The organism is Pseudomonas sp. GL-RE-29, assembly GCF_019947275.1.
GTDB lineage: Bacteria > Pseudomonadota > Gammaproteobacteria > Pseudomonadales > Pseudomonadaceae > Aquipseudomonas > Aquipseudomonas fluorescens_A.
Map to the genome: position 1 here is coordinate 1 of NZ_JAGYGD010000011.1, position 19,302 is coordinate 19,302.

The 19,302-nt window shown below is 59.9% G+C and carries 15 protein-coding genes; all 15 read right to left on the reverse strand.

Going from position 1 to position 19,302, the window contains the following annotated elements; translation table 11 throughout:
• Window positions 1-245: 245 nt before the first annotated feature.
• Entirely contained in the window at window positions 246-635 is a 390-nt protein-coding gene (locus tag KGB21_RS11260; protein ID WP_223505155.1) for a DUF4440 domain-containing protein, read from the reverse strand.
• Window positions 636-754: 119 nt separating this feature from the next.
• On the reverse strand, window positions 755-1,579 hold the full coding sequence (locus KGB21_RS11265) for an SDR family oxidoreductase (RefSeq protein ID WP_223505156.1): 825 nt from the start codon (window positions 1,577-1,579) through the stop codon (window positions 755-757).
• Window positions 1,580-1,612: 33 nt separating this feature from the next.
• A complete protein-coding gene (locus KGB21_RS11270) occupies window positions 1,613-2,077 on the reverse strand; it encodes a multidrug transporter (RefSeq protein WP_223505157.1) in 465 nt (154 codons plus the stop codon).
• Between the two features lie 285 nt (window positions 2,078-2,362).
• Window positions 2,363-3,814 (reverse strand): mannose-1-phosphate guanylyltransferase/mannose-6-phosphate isomerase, encoded by a 1,452-nt coding sequence (locus tag KGB21_RS11275; protein WP_034148952.1) that lies wholly within the window; start codon window positions 3,812-3,814, stop codon window positions 2,363-2,365.
• A gap of 208 nt (window positions 3,815-4,022) precedes the next feature.
• The gene (locus tag KGB21_RS11280; protein WP_034148953.1) at window positions 4,023-4,679 is read right to left on the reverse strand and encodes an alginate O-acetyltransferase AlgF; all 657 of its coding nucleotides are present in this window, start codon (window positions 4,677-4,679) and stop codon (window positions 4,023-4,025) included.
• Between the two features lie 17 nt (window positions 4,680-4,696).
• Window positions 4,697-5,872, reverse strand: coding sequence for an alginate O-acetyltransferase (locus KGB21_RS11285; RefSeq protein ID WP_034148954.1), 1,176 nt, complete (start codon window positions 5,870-5,872; stop codon window positions 4,697-4,699).
• 11 nt (window positions 5,873-5,883) lie between these two features.
• Complete coding sequence (locus tag KGB21_RS11290) at window positions 5,884-7,449, reverse strand: MBOAT family O-acyltransferase (RefSeq protein ID WP_223505158.1); 1,566 nt, start codon at window positions 7,447-7,449, stop codon at window positions 5,884-5,886.
• A gap of 207 nt (window positions 7,450-7,656) precedes the next feature.
• Window positions 7,657-8,769, reverse strand: coding sequence for a mannuronate-specific alginate lyase (locus tag KGB21_RS11295; RefSeq protein WP_223505159.1), 1,113 nt, complete (start codon window positions 8,767-8,769; stop codon window positions 7,657-7,659).
• 8 nt (window positions 8,770-8,777) lie between these two features.
• Window positions 8,778-10,229, reverse strand: coding sequence for an alginate O-acetyltransferase (locus KGB21_RS11300; RefSeq protein ID WP_223505160.1), 1,452 nt, complete (start codon window positions 10,227-10,229; stop codon window positions 8,778-8,780).
• Window positions 10,230-10,239: 10 nt separating this feature from the next.
• Window positions 10,240-11,826 (reverse strand): mannuronan 5-epimerase AlgG, encoded by a 1,587-nt coding sequence (gene algG, locus KGB21_RS11305; protein WP_034148958.1) that lies wholly within the window; start codon window positions 11,824-11,826, stop codon window positions 10,240-10,242.
• Window positions 11,827-11,852: 26 nt separating this feature from the next.
• The gene (locus tag KGB21_RS11310) at window positions 11,853-13,343 is read right to left on the reverse strand and encodes an alginate export family protein (RefSeq protein WP_034148959.1); all 1,491 of its coding nucleotides are present in this window, start codon (window positions 13,341-13,343) and stop codon (window positions 11,853-11,855) included.
• A complete protein-coding gene (algK, locus tag KGB21_RS11315) occupies window positions 13,340-14,851 on the reverse strand; it encodes an alginate biosynthesis TPR repeat lipoprotein AlgK (protein WP_317846723.1) in 1,512 nt (503 codons plus the stop codon). Before algK ends, KGB21_RS11310 begins: the two co-directional genes overlap by 4 nt.
• Before the next feature lie 9 nt (window positions 14,852-14,860).
• Entirely contained in the window at window positions 14,861-16,030 is a 1,170-nt protein-coding gene (locus tag KGB21_RS11320; RefSeq protein WP_223505162.1) for an alginate biosynthesis protein Alg44, read from the reverse strand.
• A gap of 36 nt (window positions 16,031-16,066) precedes the next feature.
• A complete protein-coding gene (alg8, locus tag KGB21_RS11325) occupies window positions 16,067-17,548 on the reverse strand; it encodes a mannuronan synthase (protein ID WP_130907928.1) in 1,482 nt (493 codons plus the stop codon).
• Between the two features lie 229 nt (window positions 17,549-17,777).
• Window positions 17,778-19,094, reverse strand: a complete 1,317-nt coding sequence (locus KGB21_RS11330) for a nucleotide sugar dehydrogenase (protein ID WP_034148963.1) — start codon at window positions 19,092-19,094, stop codon at window positions 17,778-17,780.
• Between the last annotated feature and the right edge of the window lie 208 nt (window positions 19,095-19,302).

Sequence of the window (19,302 nt, forward strand, 5' to 3'; positions counted from 1 at the left end):
CGATGAATTCCTTATCGGCGCTTCGGGTAGAAAGGGCGGGACGAGAAGTCTCCCACGGTCCGTACTGGCTAGAGTCGGAATCGAGCTTTTAGTCCCGCCCACCCCTTCAAGTCTAAACATACAAGCGGGCTCGCGAAAAACTGGAGAGCGCCCCGGGCTTGTCTGAATGCCCGCGTTATCGTTGATGTCCATCGCCGGAACGCCGCCCGGAGTAGGCTCGCTCTTACAGTTGAGCGGCGTTGTTGTCAGCAAAAGGTCTCCTGTAAATACCGCCACAGGATCTTTCCATCCACTTTCTCGAACACCACGCTCGAGCGCCGATCCGAATGCAGTCCGGTGGCGTCGGTCTGCTGCTCGCGATAACTCACGACTGCGCCACCGTCGTACAGCGCAATGCCACGCAACTCGCTGAGCTCGATGCGAAAGCCAAGCTTCTTGCCGCCCGCCAGCAGGAACAGTTCGCTCAGCGCCGCAAAATCCAGCACTCGGCCCAAGGGCGAGACCATGGAAAACTGTGGGGAGAAACGCGTCAGCAGTTGTTCGAGTTCAGCCGCGTCGCGTTCCTCGGCCAGCCATTGTTCGATGGCAACGTGGGTCTGGATCACTTCGTCGAAGTATTCGGTGTAGTCGGTCATGTTTGATTCCTTGAGTTCTGTGGAGTCTGTTCTGGCGCCTTCGCGGGCAAGCCCACTTCCACAGGGGATCGCATTTCAAATGTGGGAGCGGGCTTGCCCGCGAAGGCGTCCACTCGGTCTCAGAGTTGCCCACGCAACCCGAACCGCTTCATCAATCCCGATTCCAGCAACCCCTTGGGCAACAATCCGGCAAGCAACGGCAACGCGCGGCTGCCATTGCCCAGGCGGATCAGCCGTGGCTGCTTGCTCTGTTGCACCGCCTTGAGTAATCCGGCGGCAAACTCACTGGCCGGCGTCGGATTATCCTGGGACGCCTTCGCTCGTGCACGAATGCCTTCGCGCAGCGGAAACCACGGCGATTGCTCGCTGATCAACTGCTCGGCTTCGTGTCCGGCATTCTTGGCGAAACTGGACGCGATGGCCCCCGGCTGAACCTCCATCACTCGCACGCCAAATGGCGCCAGTTCCATGCGCAAGGCATCGCTCAAGGCATGCACAGCGGCTTTCGAGGCGCAGTAAGCACCGGCGAACGGCGTGACCAACACACCGGATACACTGCCGATGTTGACCACCAGCCCTTTGGTTCGGCGCAGCACCGGAAACATCGCGCGAGTCACGCCAACGATGGCGAACACATTGGTTTCGAACTGACGTTGCATGGCCGGAACACCGCCATCGAGCAGCGGCCCCATGGCGCCATATCCGGCGTTGTTGATCAGTACATCGAGGCCGCCGTGTTGCTGGTTGATTTGCTCGCTCAATGCTTCCAATGCCTGGCCATCATTGACGTCCAGCTGCACAGCGGTGAAACCGGCAGCAGTGAGGACTGCCACGTCTTCAGCCTTGCGGGCACTGGCCCAGACGGTATAGCCGGCAGATTTGAATACATCGGCGAGGGCGCGGCCGATGCCGCTGGAACAACCGGTAATCAACGCTACGGGCATGGCGCGGTCCTTGTGCAAATGAGTGGGGGATGATCAGTCGGAGAAACTACCCTGCAAACGCTCGGCGCGAAACTCCAGGGTTTCCGGGCGGTATCCGGGGCGTAGCGGCGGCATGGGGAGACAGTCTTCCCAGTTGCCTCCGGCCTGCAATTCGCCGGGGCCGCGATAGCGCGGGGCGGTGTATTGATTGTCGGCGAGGTTGACCGTGTCGCCCGGCGCATAAGCCGCGACACGCCAGCGCAGCTCAGTCAGCGGCACGTCGTTGCCGTTGTTCATGGTCAATTGCAGCGGCCGATCGGCAGGGCAGTGTTGCGGCGCGTAGCTGATGCGCAACTCCAGGCGTTGCAGTTGCTTGAGTTCGCGGTGGTCCAGCCAGATTACCCACGTGGCGACGATGCCCAGCCCTACGGCGGCGGCCATGGACACGGGCAGGGCCTTGGCCGGATAGCGCAGGAGCAGGATCAGCCAGGTGATGACCAGCAGGACGCCGATGAACATGACGCGTAAACCTCGGGGGCAGAGAAGAGCATCCTACCTAAGCGCAGGGCAGGTTGGCGATGGGCGAGATTAAGCGGTGAATGTGCCGGCCTCATCGCGAGCAGGCTCACTCCTACTTTCGATTGCGTTTCTCCAGGAAAAACCCGGTCAACTGTAGGAGCGAGCCTGCTCGCGATGAGGTTCAGCGCGGGCAACACAAAACCCGGACAAAAAAAGCCCCCGCCCAGTCCGCTGCGGATAGGGAACGCAGCGGACTGGACGGGGGCTTTTAGTGACAGCGATCGCTTACTGCGCGATGGTTTTCACCGACACGCCGCGCTCGATCGGGGTCGAACGACCGTAGATATCTTCAAAGCGCTCGATATCGTCTTCGCCCAGATAGCTACCCGACTGCACTTCGATGATTTCCAGTGGGATCTTGCCCGGGTTGCGCAGGCGATGCACCGAAGCAATCGGAATGTAGGTCGACTGGTTTTCAGTCAGCAGGAACACATTCTCATCGCAGGTCACTTCAGCCGTACCGCTGACGACGATCCAGTGCTCGGCACGGTGGTGGTGCATTTGCAGCGACAGGCACGCGCCCGGCTTGACCGAGATGTGCTTGACCTGGAAGCGCCCGCCCATGTCCACCGAGTCATACGAGCCCCACGGACGATAGACCTCGCAGTGGTTCTGGGTTTCGCTGCGGCCCTGTTCGTTGAGGGTGTTGACCATCTGTTTCACGCCTTGGACCTTGTCCTTGTGGGCGATCATCATGGCGTCCTTGGTTTCCACCACGACGATGTTTTCCAGGCCGATCACCGACACCAGTTTGCCGTTGCCGTGGATCATGCAGTTGCGGCTGTCCTGGATGACTACGTCGCCTTTGGTGACGTTGCCATTGACGTCTTTTTCATTCACTTCCCACAACGACGACCAGCAACCGACATCGCTCCAGCCAGCGGTCAGCGGAACCACGCAGGCGCGCTGGGTTTTTTCCATCACCGAGTAGTCGATGGAGTTGTCCGGGCAGCAGGCGAAGGTAGCTTCGTCAAAGGTGATGCTGTCAGCATCTTGCTGGCTGCGTTCCAGGGTCAGCAGGCAGGTGTCGTAGATGTCCGGATCGTGTTTTTTCAGCTCTTCCAGGAAGCGGCTGGCGCGGAACAGGAACATCCCGCTGTTCCAGAAGTAACCGCCGGACTGGACATACTCGGTGGCGCGTTTGACGTCCGGTTTTTCCACAAAGTGCGAGACACGGCTGACGCCTTCGGGCAGCAGCGAGTCGTTGGTCGACTTGATGTAGCCATAACCGGTTTCCGGTTTGGTGGCCGGTACGCCGAACAGCACCATTTCGCCGTTTTCGGCGGCGACGGTGGCCAGGGCCAGGGCACGTTGCAGGGCTTTCTGGTCTTCCAGTACGTGGTCGGCTGGTAGTACCAGCATCAACTCGTCGCGACCTTCATTGACCAGCATCATCGCGGTCAGGGCCACGGCCGGTGCGGTGTTACGGCCAAACGGTTCCATCAGGATGCGTTGGGTTTCCAGTTTGCGCGCGGCCAGTTGCTCGTTGACGATGAAGCGGTGGTCCTTGTTGCAGACCACGATCGGCGTGTCCATGCCTTCGAACACCAGGCGTTCCAGGGTTTGCTGGAACAGGGTGTGTTCGCCGGTCAGGGCCAGGAACTGTTTAGGAAACTGCTTACGGGAAAGCGGCCAAAGACGTGAGCCACTACCACCGGACAAGATCACTGGAATCATTTTGTTTCTCCTTGAAAATCGTTTGGTTAGAGCTACGAACGCTGTGTCGTTTCACTCTTGTTTTTGTTCCGTGCCCGGCTGACATCTCGGTCCCTGTGGGAGCTGGCTTGCCAGCGATGGCATCAACTCGGTGTATCTGTTTCACCGAGTCGTCTGCATCGCGGGCAAGCCCGCTCCCACAGGAAAATGGGTCAACCGGAATAATTGATTAGCGCGTCGATACCGGGCGTTTCACCCAGACTGGCGACAGGCTGCTGCCGTTGCCGGTGACGTACAGCACAGCGGCTTCACCGCGTTCCAGGGCGACTGGTTTAACGTCGCCGACTTTCTTGTCGCCCTCGTACAGCGCCAGGCTGACTTTCACCGGGTTGATTTCACGTTCGCCACGGCCCTTGGCGGCCACGTTCGGCACCACGTCGGTCTTGCCGTCAGCGGTTTTCAGGGTCAGCGGCTTGTCGCTGAGGTTCTGCACGCGTACCAGGGATTTCTGCTTGTTCTTGAACGGCGGCTCTTCGATCAGTTGCGGCGCGCCGCTGGCGTTGTTGACCAGGGTGTAATAGTGGTCACCGGCCAGTTTCACTGGCAGGGTCTGGCTGCCGACCTTGGCGCTGTAGTCGCCGCCCGGCATGAAGCTGAAGTCACTGCTGGACAGCGGCGCGACGTCGGCCAGGTTGGTGCTGCCAACGGTGGCGCTGACTTCGGAGTTGCCAGCGTTATAGATACGCACGAAGGTCGAGCCTTTTGGTGCAGTCGGGCCGTACAGCGCGGCATCGCCACCGGCGAAAGCTTGTACCGACAGCACGCTGAGGCCAGCGACCAGTGCAAAGCGTTTGGCGAGACGACGAGGAGTAGTCGTGAAAGTCATGGTAGTACCTCTCTCTTTCAGTTTTGCGCCCGATCGGGCGTCTCGGATTTAGTGTTTGCAGCTACGTTTTGTTGGCGGGCGCCGGCTTGTTTAAGCTCTGCGACCCACTGCGGGTCGGCGTCGCCGATTTCGTTATTCACAGGCAGATATCGTTCAGGAAACTCCCAGATCAGCACCTGTGGCGGGCTGTTCTTGAAAGCATCACTTTTCAGGTAGCTGAGCATCGGCAGAATCGGGCCGTGGCCGTCTTCGGCGTAATTGACCACGTCGCTACGCAGGGCTTGCTTGAGCGCACCGACGAAGTTCCAGTTGGGGTTGGCGCTGTAGCTGGTGCCGATCAGCGCGACGGGCACTTCGGTGTTGGCGAACAGCGCGTCGTCACCGGCTGGCTGGTCTTCAGCGGCAATGGTGTTGCGCTTCTGCAAAGGTTCTTGCGCCGGCATCAGGTTTTCAAACAGCGGGTCCAGCGGCAGGAACAGACGCAGGTCGCCCTTGTGCGTGACTTTCTCCGCGGGCTCGGTGACGAAGTTCTGCGGGTCGCCGCTCAGCGGGAATTTGTCGGCAATGGTCTTGGCCAGGCGGTTGGCAGCAATCTCGGCACCTTCCGGGGTCCAGTGGGTGTCGGTGCGCAGGAACACTTGCTGGCCGTTGTTCTTGGCGGCTTGCAGTGGGCCGAGCAAATCAGGCGCAGGGATGCGGTCGGCCGCCAGGCGCTTGTGGAAATCCTGATAGAGGTTGGCGTGGATGCTGGCCGGTTTTACCTCGCCGAGGTGTTCCGGGTACAGGCGTACCTTGGCCGGAACCACCGCCATCACCAGTTGCACGCCTTTCTCTTTCAGGGTCTGGCGCACGCCTTCAACGAGCGCGTAGTTGCCTTGCAGGTTCAGCTCTTCGTTGACGATCGGGTGGAATTCTTCATCGCTGTACAGCCACTGGTCGCGACCGAGCACGACGCCCGGACGACCTTCGTTGAACAGTTTGAAGTCCAGCGCCGCCCAGAGATTGGTGCCCAGGCGCTTGATCGGAAACTCTTCGTCGTAATGCGTCTCCACAGCCTTGGTCCAGCGACCGTTCAGCACCGTCGCATCAGCGTTGGTGCTGAAGCCGAGGAAGCTGCGAACCGACCACAGGCCCAAGGCCAGCAGGGTCACCAGGAACAGGGCGATGTAGAAGATGCGTAATGAGCGGGTCATGGTCAGATCCCTCAGAACTGGAAGTAAAGGAACGGCGAGAAGCTTTGCGCCGAGAGTTTGAGAATCGAGGCGATGAACAGCAGCAGCACCAGCGCACGCATTGCATAGCGCGACCAGTCAGCGGTCCAGTAAGCCGGTTGCACCTGGGCTTCAACGCCGACGGTGTAGCCGGGCTGATGGATGCTCGCCGGGTTATCCCCAGGCGCGGCTTTGATCAGGCCTGGTTCGCTGGCGGCCGGGCCGTCGCTGTCGACGTTCACGGCAGGCTTGGTCTTCTCTGGCGGCTGATTGGTGTAGAAGTCGCGCAGGCCGAAGAACGCCAGGGTCACGTAGGCCACCACCAACGTAGCGATTTGCAGACCGGTGAGGCTGGCCTGATTGAGTTCCGACAGCGACCATTCACCGAAGCTGAACATCGCGCCGTACATGCGACCGGCAACGTGCAGGTTTTCCGCACGGAAGATCACCCAGCCCATCACCACCAGCAAGAAGGTCAGTGCCCAGCGAATCGGGTTGATGCTGCGCGGCGAAGTGTTCAGGCCCAGGGCCTTTTCAATCGCCAGCCACATGCCGTGCCACGCACCCCAGACGATGTAGGTGATGTTCGCGCCGTGCCACAGACCACCGAGCAGCATGGTCAGGAACAGGTTGCGATAGGTCATCAGCGTGCCTTTGCGGTTACCGCCGAGGGTGATGTACAGATAGTCACGCAGCCAGGTCGACAGGCTGATGTGCCAGCGGCGCCAGAACTCGGTGATCGACTGGCTGATGTACGGCTGCTTGAAGTTTTCCATGAAGCGGAAACCCATCATCAAGCCCAGGCCGATGGCCATGTCGCTGTAGCCGGAGAAGTCGAAGTACAGCTGCGCGGTGTAGGCCAGTGCGCCCAGCCAGGCATCGCCCGTGGTCGGGTTCTGCAGGGCGAAGCAATGGTCGGCCACCACCGCGAGGGTGTCAGCGATGAAGACCTTTTTGATGAAACCCTGCATGAACCGCGTGCAGCCCTCGGAGAATTTGTCGAGGGTGTGGGTGCGGTTGTTGAACTGGTCGGCGAGGTCGCGGAAACGCAACACCGGGCCGGCAATCAAGTGCGGGAAAATCGCCACGAACGCCGCGAAGTCGATCAGGTTGCGGGTCGCCGGAGTATCGCCACGGTAGACGTCGATGATGTAGCTGATGGACTCGAAAATGTAAAACGAGATACCAATCGGCAACAGCACGTGGGTCAGGATGAACGGCTCAAGGCCGACCGACGTCATCATTGCGTTGATGCTGTCGACGCCGAAGTTGGCGTACTTGAAGTAGCCGAGAATGCACAGGTCGACGGCCACGCCGAGCAGCAGCCAGCGCTGGGCTGGTTTGGTCCGCACGCCGGCAGCGCCGACTTTGAGGCCGATCCAGTAGTTCCACAGCGTGACGGCCGCGAACAGTGCGAGGAAGTCCACACGCCACCAGGCGTAGAACACGTAGCTGGCGATCAGCAGCAGCAAGTTGCGATAGCGTTGCCCGCTCAAGTAGTACAAGCCGAGAAAGATCGGCAAGAACAGAAACAGGAACACGTTGGATGAAAATACCATCCCGATCTCTCCATGTTTAACCAACAGTCAAGGGCCAACGGCCCCCCCAAACCCCCCACGAAAAACCGGGGGGGACATTGCATTCAAAAACCACCGCGATCCCTGTAGGAGCTGGCTTGCCAGCGATTCGGTCTGACATCCACCATTGATGTCGACTGACACACCGCATCGCTGGCAAGCCAGCTCCTACAGGGGGAATGTGTTGTTCTAGGAACCTTTGCCTTTCTCGTTGGCCGGGTCGTAGACCTTGGTCAGGTCGCCGCCGAGGCGGAAGGTCTTGAACGGTTGCATGTCATGCTTCTTCTCCAGCACATCCGGCGTGCAGGTGTAGAGGGTGCAGAACGGTTCGAGCCAGGCGAATTTCGAGTCGACTTTCAGGTCGGTCATGTCCTGTTTCTTGCCGTTCTTTTCCTCGAATTCGTCCGGGTCTTTCACCCCGGCCAGTACTCGATCACCCAGGCGCTTCAGCGCGCCGTTGTTTTCCTGACGCAAATCCACACCGTTGACCTGGGCGAAACTGGCGATCATCGCCAGCGGCGGCAGGGCGTAGTTGTGATAGGCGAGGGCGCGTTGCTGGCGCTTGAGCTCGTTCGGCAGATAGCCGTCCGCATCGACCTGATTGGCGCCGACCTTGTATTCCTTCACGGCCCAATCGAACAGGTCGCGACGGTTGGTGGCGACGGACGTTGCCATCACCGACCAGGCGGCCCAGTACGAATGGTTGTTGGTTTTTTCCAGCGGCAAGTTGTCCCAGTCGCTGACCACCTGATCGGCCATTTTGCTGAACCAGGCTTCGATCAGCTGCGACTCTTGCTGATGGTTGGCCAGCGGATGGGAGTCGGAGAATTTCAGGCGAATGTACGAGGACGCCATGCTGCCCAGCGCCCATTTGCGCATCGACTTGCCGGTGTGGTTGAAGTCCTTGGACATCAATGCATCGGCCTTCGCCCACGCCGTCAGCCAGTTGAGTGTGCATTCCAGTTGTTCCGGGCGACCGTCACGCATGAACTGCATGACGCGCTTGCTGGTGCCGCGCTCGATCTTGGTGATGTCGGCGGTGCTGTCACGGAAGGCTTTTTCCGACTGCACGTTCAGGGTCGAACGCGCCTTGTCCGAACCTTCGTACTTGCTGCGAAATTGCAGGGAGCCGGTGTACGGAGTCGGCATGGCATCGCAGCCTTCGCTCTTGTCGCCGGTTTTGACTTTCTCGATCGGCGCAAAGTAACCCTGCGGCGGGCGCAATGGCGCCGCGGCCTGGGTCGCACCGGCGAACATCGCCAGGCTCAAAAGCGTCAGTGTTGCAAGTTTCGGATTTCGCATAGCAGACCTCATTGCCCGGTCGAAGCGGTACGTTGCTCCGCGCTCGGGAATACGTTGCGTTTGCAGATTTTCGCTTCGACTTTCTGTGGCGCGGCGTCGGTTTTTTCCGGGCCCTGGATTTCGACGGCCAGCAGATTCTGCGAGGCCCAGTCTTCGTCCGTGCGCAACTCGAAGGCGAAACGTCCGTCAGTGTCGGAGGTTTCCGGTTTGTCGATCTTGATGTCCTCGTGGCGCCCGTTCATGTACCAGAGGGTGGCTTGCAAGGTTTTCACCGAGGTATCGGCGAAGCGGATGTCGACCTGGTGACTGGCGTTTTGCAGGTTCAGGTTTTTGCTGTTGACCATCAGTTCGTTCTTGCCCGGTTTCAATGTGGTGCTGCCGGACATCTGTGCATCCTTGCCTTCGCAACCGTTGTCCAGCAGCGCCATCATTTGGCGGTAGATGGTTTCCTGGTCGAGGCGATAGAGCGGCGAGAATTCCCAGATGAGAATCTTCGGTGGGTTCTTCTGGAACTCGTCGCTGCCCAGGTACTGCAGCATCGAACCTTCCAGGCCACCGCCGGGGAATGCCACGTTCAGAATGTCGGCGCCGATGGCCTCTTCGAGGAAACCGGCGAAGTTGTAGTTCTTGCCACTGTGACTGGTGCCGACCAGGGTGATTTCCGGATTGCCGGAATCGCCGAACAGATCGCCATCGCCTGCTTCGCCTTTCGGCTCGGTGGTGAATTGATCCATGTACTGGATCGCGTAGCTGGTGCCACAGAGTTGACCGGCCATGTTGTGCAATGTTCCGGTCTTGCCCATGCGACCCGACTTATGGGTCTCGAATTCACGCTTGGGAATGTCGGCGAAGGCCGGGATCTGCTTGACCTTTTCCGCCACGATTTTTGCCGTGCGCTGGGCGCCGTATGGCGTCCAGTGCTGGTCGCCACGGAAGTAGAAGTCGTGGGCGGGCAGGGTGTCGGGCAGCGACTCGTTGGTCAGCGGCGACAGGTCCGGCACCACGTAACCCATCTGCGCGAAACGGCCGAGCATGGTCTTGTAGTTCTTCAGTGCCTTGTCGAAATCGAAGCTGGCTTTTTCCGCCGGGTTCAACTTGTTGCGGTTCACCAGACCACGGGTTGGCTGGTAAACAACCACCAGTTCCACGCCTTTGCTCTTGAACGCATCGTGCAGTTGCTTCATGCGTTTGTAGCCGGCGGGGGTGGTGTCGAATTCGGTGCGCAAGTCTTCTTGCGTACGGAACAGCCAGTCGCCCTGGGCCTGCACCAGCGTGGTGAAGTTCTGCTGATAACGGGTGGTGTAATTCTTCGCGTCGTGGGCGGCCGGGCACAGGCTGCAGCACGGTTCGGCAGAGAACTTGGGCGCCTGGACTTCATCCGCACGCGCGCCAGTGCTGGCGGCGAGGATGCCAGCGGTCAGGGCCGACAGGCTGAGTAATTTGATCAAGTGTGGGTGCATAAAATTATCCTCAGTCCCGCATTTCGGTCTGGCGTTCGACAGGGTCGATCAGCACGGCTTTCTGCTGGCGTACCAGCAGGTCGAGAATTTCATCCTGGCGCTCGCCGAGAATCCCCGAGAAGCTGATGCCACTGGATTTGGTCGGGGCGAGCATGGACACGCGATACAACTCGACGCTCAGCGGCGAGTCGATGGACAGCGGGCCGCTGCCGTTGGCCGCCAATTCACCGCCGACCACAATCAGCGAGACCTGGGCGTCGAACGGGTCGAGCTTGATGTCACGGTCGGTGTTGCTCAGGTCCTTGATGTGGCCATAGACGCCAGTCAGGCCGTTGGCCATGGCAACGTTTTCGTAGAGGCGAATATTCACGCTGTTACGAATACGGATGCCGTGACGACGGTTGCTGATCACCTTGTTGCCCCACAGCAGATTGTCAGCACTCTCGTAGAGGGTGATGCCGTCGGTGTGGTTCTGGTAGATCTCGTTGTGAGCGATCAGGTTGTTGACGCTGTTACGGTCGATCACCAGGCCCGACAGTTTGTTGTCGTAGCTGCGGTTGTTGAAGATGAAGCTGTCGTTGACCTCACGGGAAATAATGATCCCGTGCTTCTTCTTGGTCCCGTACACCGTGTTGTCGGCAATGATCAGACCGTGGGAACGGTCGTGGGGGTCGATGCCGTAGACGATGTTGTCTTTGTAGGTGTTGCCCTTGACCACGAAGTCGCGGGTTTCGTAGCAGTAGAAGCCGTACCACATGTCCGAGAATTCGGAACCGACGATCCAGCCGGTCGGTTCAGGACGCTTGAGCACCTTGGCCATGTTCGGCGTGTACTGGGAAATACTCACGCCGTAGGACTTACTGTTGGCGTAGCCGAAACTGGCGATCTTGCTGTTGGCGATGTAGGTCTCGGTGCCGCCCCAGGACAGCAGGAACGGACGAAACTCTTTCGGCGACTTGAAGGCCGCCGGGCCGTTTGCTTTCTCGCTCCAGCCAGTGATCTTGGTATCACGTACGAACAGCTGGCCATCGTTGACCAGGAACGAACCGGCCTCTTGGGACAGGCGCAATTCTTCGGTCTGCTTGTCGATTTCGAGGATGCCGTGACGACCGACCACGATCGGCAGCTTGGCCAGGAACACACCCGGCGAGGTTTCGTTGAAGTACTGCTTGGGCAGCTTTTTCGCCAGGTCCTTGAGGTTCATGTAGCCGTCGTCGACAAAGATCGCCTGCGGGATGCCGTGCTGACGCACCACCCATTCGGCCATCTTGTTGTCGCCGCCGATGAAGTCCTTCAGGGCGTCTTCCTGCATCATCCGGCGCACGCTGATTTTGCCAGCCTTGCTGCGCACGACTTTTGCGGCGATGGCTTCGGCGGTGTAGCCGGAAACGTCCGGCAGCTTCGGCGTAGCCAGTTCCAGCGGCGCGGTCGGTGCGCTGCTGACGGTGTAGGTCTTGGCTTGTTGCAGTTCCTTGGCCACTGTTGCCGGCTTGCCTGGTTGAGGCACCGCCGGCTCCACATTGGCGAAGGCAGCCGCACTCGCCAGCAGCATCGCGCCGGCCAGCAAGGTCAAAGTACCTTTCTTGGCACTGTTCATGTCGGGGACTCCCTTCGCAATGTGCATCAGAAGCGCCAGACCACGTCGATGAACGCGCGGTGCATGTACGAATCGACTTCTTTGCCGTAGGCATCGCCGGGCTTGAACACGCCGCCACGGAAGCGAACCAGGGCCGAAGGTTCATCGATTTTCTGGCTCAATGCGGCTGGCAACAGGCCTTGCTTGAAGTACTTGGTGACCACCAGATCCATTTCCTGGCCGAGGTCTTTTTCACCATCGTTCAGAGGCAGGGACGTGCTGGAAAGGATCGCGCCGGTGACGTCGTCGGTGTTGTTCTGCACGGCGTCGATGCCGTTGCTGCCGACCGGCTTGTTGCCGTCGACACGCCAGAATTTGTGGTAGATCAGGCTGGCGTCGTATTCGTCGTTGAGCATCCACGAACCGAACAGCGTGGCCGATTGCATGTTGTTCATTTCGCCACGGAAGGCCTCGCCGAAACGGTGCACGCGCGAGCGGGTACCGGTGTAGTTCGAGCGGTTGCTTTCCAGGCCGTTCTGTTCGTAATCCTCGCTGGCGCGGGCGTAGGCCGCACCGACTTGCCATTGCGGATCGAGGCGCAGACGCACACCGAGGTCAGTGGCCCAGCCGTCGACATCGCCGCTGCTCTTCGGTTGTGCGGGCGCAGTGCCATCGGCGTTCAGAGGGTTGACCGTGTCGCGGTCGCCGCTCATGCCGGTGATGCTGCCCCAGTAATTGACCGTGTTGGTGTTGCGCCAGTTGTAGGCGTCGCTGTTGGCCTGCAGGCCCAGCCAACTGATGTCGCCGTTCTGTTTCTTGTCCAGCGAATCGGCGGGAACACCCGGTTCGGCGTAGTCGAGCTTGCCGTCATCGTGGGTGTGATGACCGCGAATACCGGCCCAGTGACCCGGGGTCCATTGGTACTCGGCATCAGCGAAAGCGTGCAGGCGATCCTTGTCTTCGGGTGCCAGTTCTTTCAGGTCGGTGCGGTACTCGCTGAAGCGTTCGGCGATACCGGCATTGGCGCGCAACAGGGTGGTGTCGAAGGTCCAGTTCAGGGCTTCGATGTTGGTATCACGCCATTGACCGTCATCATTGTGCAGACGCTGACGACCGAATTTCAGGATCTCGCCAGGGTAGGGCGTGAAGCCGCTGTAGCCGACCCAGAACTCGCGCATCGCCAGGTAGTTTTTCTTGGTTTTGCGGTCATCGTTTTCAGTGTTTTGCGTGCCGTCGCTGCCGGATTGCTGCAGGGTGTCGGTCTCGATGATGTCGGTGGACGTCACCGCCTGACCCATCGCATAACCGCTCCACGCGCCGCTTTCGCCGTAGACCCACGGACGCAGGTCGAGGCCGACGCCGTTGACGTCGCCGCCACTCTGGGTGCCGAGGTCACGGTCGTCTTCGGACTGGCCGGTGATTTTCACGTCCAGGCCGAAGTTCTTGGTTTCTTCCGTCATCGCGGCCAGTGTCGGGCACGACCAGATCAATGCGAACGTCAGGCCGATACCGGCCTTCATGAATGGATTCAACTTCATAGGGATTCCTCACCGCCTTCTTCTTGCAGGGCGTGCAGTTGCAGCGTGTTCTGGCTCAAGGCACCACGAGTCGCCTGTTCTTGTTTCAACAGGCGCTGGGCCTCGGCGAGCTGCGCAGGCGGCAGTTGGGCTTCGAGTGTTTGCGCAAGCTCGGTGGCTTGCGGGGTGTTCTGGGCCTTGGCCAATTGGCTGAAGACGTACGCATTGAGCGGGTCAGGCTTGGTGCCTTTGCCTTGGGAAAACAGTTGGGCGATGGCGAAGTCGGCGCTGTTCTGGCCGTTGCGCGCGGCGGTCAACAAGTGATCCAGCGCCTTCTGCGGATAGACCTTGCCCAGGTAGCCACGGCGATAGATCTGGCCGAGGTAGTAATCGGCGGCGACTTCGCGGCCGACGGCTTTCTGGAAGTGTTCCTCGGCGACCTTGGCGTCGGCCGGAACCATCTTGCCTTCGTAGTAGAGCTTGCCCAGCAACAGTTCGGCGCGCGGCTGGTCGGCGGCACGGCCGTTGTCCAGGTACTTCATCATCTGGTCGACATCGCCGAGTTCCGGGAAGTCGTAGAGCAGTTGCGCCAGGCTGACCCAGGAAGCGGGGTAGCCGGGAGCGATGTCTTCGAGCAGCGACTGCGCGGTTTTTTCGTCGGTCTTGCCCAGGCTCGCATCGCCCAGCACGCGAGCCACACTGTCTACCCGCTGAGCGGTGACGGTGCCGCGACTGTGTGCTGCCTGCATCTGCTTGATCAACTCGGCTTGTTGCTCGGCTTTACCTTGTTTCTGGTAGACCGTGGCCAGTTCGACGTAGCAGATGTCGGTGGTATTCAGCGCCGCTTTGCAGATGCTTTCAACTTCGTCGAGGTGCTGGTCGTAGGTACCTTGAGTGCGATAGAGCAGCACTTGCGCCAGACCCGCTTCCGGTTTGCCTTCGGCGCGCCATTGGCTGATTTGCTGTTGCGCATTCACGTTGGGAAAACTGTGCGGGTATTGCAGGTACAGCATCGCCAGCGGGATCAGGGTGTTGCCTTCGCCGGCGGCCGAGGCTTTCTTCAACAGGCCTTCGGCTTCATGTTGCTCGGCTTCGGTGGACCCCGGTTTGGCCACCAGCAGACGACCGAGACGCGCCTGGGCACGCGGTGAAACACTGGCGGCAGCGCGGTAAGTCGCCTCGGCCTGCTTCATCTGCGCCGGGTCACGGCTGTCGACCTGAATGTCGGCCAGGCCAACCTGGGCTTCGCTGTAGCCCAGGTCTGCCAGTTGCTGATAGTTCGCCGCCGCGGTAGCGGTATCGCCACGCTTGAGGGCTTCGTTGGCCAGGCGTTGATCGGGCAGGCCGGCACAACCGGCCAGAGACACTGCCAGCGCCAGCGAGCACACCATAGGCCCCCTGTGGGAGCTGGCTTGCCAGCGATTCAGGCGCTGCGGTGCATCAGGTAAACCAGGTTGATCCAATCGCTGGCAAGCCAGCTCCCACAGGGATCGCGGCGTTCTCAGGAGACTAATGATCGTCACGGGCATGTCCTCCGGTTACAGACCAGCAGCCATGGCTTTGTCGATCAGCCAGTTCAGGTTCGGGCCACGGTCGCTGCTCACTTCAACCGGGCGACCGGCGAGGGCGCTGTCGAGTGCTTCGTCAGGCTGGATCAGTACGCGGATGTCGGACGACAGGTCGGCGCTTTTCAGGCTGGTGCTGCTGACGATCTTGCCGGTGCGGGTCTTGTCTTCACCGGCGATCTGGAAGCGCACCGGGGCACCTGGCAGCACGTCGCCGAACTGGCGATAGGAGAAGCGCGCTTCGACATTGGCTTCGGTATTACGCGGCACCAGTTGGAAGATCACGTCACCCTTGCTGGCGTACTGACCGTTGGCGACCATTTGCTGGGCCACGGTGCAATCGCATGGCGAGGTCAGGGTGCCGGTCATTTGCTTGCCGAACAGTTCTTCAACCTTGGCCGGGGCCAGTTGATCGTCTTCCAGATGACCCTTGAGCACGTCGAGCATGCTGGTGCTGAAGGTCGCCAGCGGTGCGCCTTTGGCCGCGACGCCATCGGATTTCACCAGGCTCTGCACGGTGCCGTCGCGCGGCATGGTGATGTTCACGCCGGGCACGCTGACCAGACCGGCCTGAGCGTGGCTGACGAAGTACATGCCGTACACCGACTTGAAGATGAAGCCGAACGCGGCCAGGCCAACCACGAAAATCCCCAGGCTGAAGGTCACGGCCTTCATACGACCGAACGCGCTCATGCCGTGGCCGCCGTCCTTGATCTTGCGTGCCTTGGTGAAATTGTCGCGCTGCAGGGTCGCCAGCACTTCACCGATGGTGACGATGTCGCCGGCCAGGTGCGAAGTGATCAGGTGACGCAGGGTCGAGATGTCTTGCGGTTCCAGGTTCTGGAACATGCAACCGGTACGACCAGTCTCGCGATCGTAGGAACGCACCTGCAACTCGACGTCCATGGCCAGGCCAAGGTTGTCGATGACGAATTGCAGGCGAGCCTTGTATTTGTCGCCGATCTTCAATGGCAGCTGACCGGCGTTGAAAGCCAGGCCACCAGCGGACAGATCGATCACTCGTGCTTCGACCGGCGTACGGTCAGGGCCGAAGAAACGCAGCTTGGCCGGAATTTTCACTCGGGCGTGTTGGCGCTGGGCTTCGGATTCGTGCACTACGTTGGCGTTGACGGCGGTATTCATAGGGGCGGTTTCCTTGTTAATTCAATAAGGGGGCGGTCAGACCATCATCAGCAGCACGGCGACAAAAATGCTGCCGGCGGAGAAGGTCATGGTCCGAGACGACCAGGTGTTGAACCAACGTTGAAAGCTGGCGAGATCACGGGTCAGGGATGTGGGCTGTCGAGTCCAGGATTGTTGGTCGAGACGGAAGAACACGTAGATCTTCACCAGCGCACCGACGATCTGGTTGTAATAGAGAATCGCCGGGTAAGCCGGGCCGATCCGGTGACCGGAGCAGGACAGCAACAGGGTCAGGATCAGGCGGGTAATGCCGATCCACAGCAGGTACACCAGGATGAACGCGGTGCCGTACTTGAAGCTGGCGATCAGTGCCACGGTCAGGCCCAGCAGCGAGGTCCACATTGACACGCGCTGATCGAACAGCACCACCGAAGTGAACGCACCGAGGCGTTTGATCCCCAGGCCCAGGGCGCGGGAGTTCTGCCGCAGGTTGTTGCCGTACCAGCGGAACATCAGCTTGCGACTGGCCTTGATGAAGCTCTTCTCAGGCGGGTGCTCGACGGTATTGATCGCGGCATCAGGCACGTAGAAGGTGTCGTAGCCCAGACGCATCAGGCTGAACCAGCTCGACTTGTCGTCACCGGTCAGGAACTTGAAGCGACCCAGGCGCCAGTGTTGCAGCGAGTCGCTTTCCACGTCGGCGATGAATTCCGGGTTGGTGACCACGGTGGCGCGGAACACCGACATGCGCCCGGTCATGGTCAGCACGCGCTTGGACAGGGCCATCGAGCACATGTTGATGTGACGCTGGGCGAAACGCAGCTTGTGCCATTCGCTCATGATGTAGCCGCCGCGCACTTCGCAGAATTCGTTGGTGGTCAGGCCGCCAACGTTGCCGAACAACTGGAACCACGGAACGGTCTTGCGCACGACGCCTTCGCCGAGCACGGTGTCGCCATCGATCACGGCCACCACGGCGCGGTCATCCGGCAAGTGACGGGAGATGGCGCGGAAACCGTAGGCCAGGCCGTCGCGTTTGCCGGTGCCGGGAATGCGCACGAAGTCGAGTTTTACATGCGGTGGCGGGTTCATCCGCTTCCACAGGCTCTTCACCAGCAGCTCATCGGACATTTCCACGATGGAGCAGACCATGGTGGTCGGCAGGCCGCAGTCGATCGCTTCGCGGATCACCGAGCTGTAGACCTGCGCGGTGGTCAGGGCGTCGATACGGAAACTGGTGACCATCAAGAAGACATGGGACGGGTCCGCCGCTTTACCCAGCTTGCGCACTTTGCGCCGCAGGTGCGGGTAGACCACGTACAGAAACAGCATGCCGCGCAGAAAGTGCGTGGCACCCATCGAGTAGCGCCAGATACCGACGATACCGATCAGGAAAATGAAGTCCTTCGACTCGGAGTCGAACGTGGACACAGGCAGCGCCATGGCGATGCCCATCAATAAACTCAAGTAAAACAGCCAACCGGCGGCCTGGAGTAGGCCGTGCTTTAGCCTGTGCATAATCTGCATCCGTCTCGATCTCGGGCGAGGCCCGATTGGGTTAAGGCAGGCTTACAAAAACTTGCAGGGTTCTGTAGGAGCTGCCGAAGGCTGCGATCTTTTGATCGTGATCTTTCAGGGTTCGCTCGGGATCCAAGTGGCCCTGAAAAGATCGCAGCCTCGTTTCACTCGTCAGCTCCTACAACGGGTTCGCACAGTTGATGCGCGGCGCCGCAGAGATGCCTTGCGCTTACCAGCAGATGCCTTCGGTGCGACCGCTGACGCTGGTGGCCTTGGACATGAAGCCGACCAGGTCGATCACTTGCTTGCCGTGAGGAACGTTCTGCACCAGGGAGCGGAATTTTTCGTCACGGTTGCCGAGGATGATCACGTCGGAGTTGTTGATCACATCGTCGAAGTCAGCGTTGAGCAGCGACGAAACGTGCGGGATCTTCGACTCGATGTAGTCCTTGTTCGCGCCGTGGACACGGGCGTACTCGACGTTGCTGTCGTAGATGCTCAGATCGAAACCTTTACCGATCAGCATTTCTGCCAGATCAACCAGCGGGCTTTCGCGCAGGTCATCGGTACCGGCCTTGAAACTCAGGCCGAGCAGGGCGACTTTGCGTTTGTCGTGGCTTTCGACGATGTCGAAGGCGTTCTGCACCTGGGACTCGTTGCTGCGCATCAGCGAGTTGAGCAGCGGCGCTTCCACGTCCAGGGAACCGGCGCGGTAGGTCAGGGCACGCACGTCCTTCGGCAGGCAGGAACCACCGAAAGCGAAGCCTGGGCGCATGTAGTACTGGGACAGGTTCAGGGTCTTGTCCTGGCAAACCACGTCCATCACTTCACGACCGTCGACGCCGACAGCCTTGGCGATGTTGCCGATTTCGTTGGCGAAGGTCACCTTGGTGGCGTGCCACACGTTGCAGGTGTACTTGATCATCTCGGCGACGGCGATGTCCTTGCGGATGATCGGCGCGTCGAGTTCTTCGTACAGCGATTGCAGTACGTCGCCCGAAGCCTTGTCGAACTCACCGATGACGGTCATCGGCGGCAGGTCGTAGTCGGCGATGGCGGTGCTTTCGCGCAGGAACTCAGGGTTTACGGCAACGCCGAAATCGACACCGGCCTTCTTGCCGGAGCAGTCTTCGAGAATCGGGATGACCACGTTGGCGACGGTGCCCGGCAGCACGGTGCTGCGCACCACGATGGTGTGGCGGGTGGATTTGTCACGCAGGACAAAACCGATTTCGCGGCACACGGCCTCGATGTAGTTCAGTTCCAGGTCGCCGTTCTTCTTGCTCGGCGTACCGACGCAGATCATCGACAGGTCGGTGTCGCGAATCGCCTCGGCGAAGTTGGTGGTGCCGCGCAGACGGCCAGTCTGGATACCTTGCGCCAGAAGTTCGCCCAGGCCCGGTTCAACGATCGGCGATTTGCCGGCGTTGATCATATCGATCTTGTCTTTGGCAACATCGACGCCAACGACGTCATGGCCCCGTGCAGACAGGCAGCCGGCACATACTGCGCCAACGTAACCCAAACCAAATATGCTGATGCGCATCGCAATTACCTCTGTATAGATCAAGCCAATTAGATGGCCGGAGTTAATGGTGTTCAGCGTTTATAGTGCACTCGCAAGTGCTGCATACAGGCGCAACAATGCCGTGTGCTGGCATATAAGTTACGAGTGTCTAAATAAGTGCACTCAAGGTGTGCGCAACTAAGCCTTATTATTATGACTTGCCCTGTTATGCAGCCGATCCTCTGCT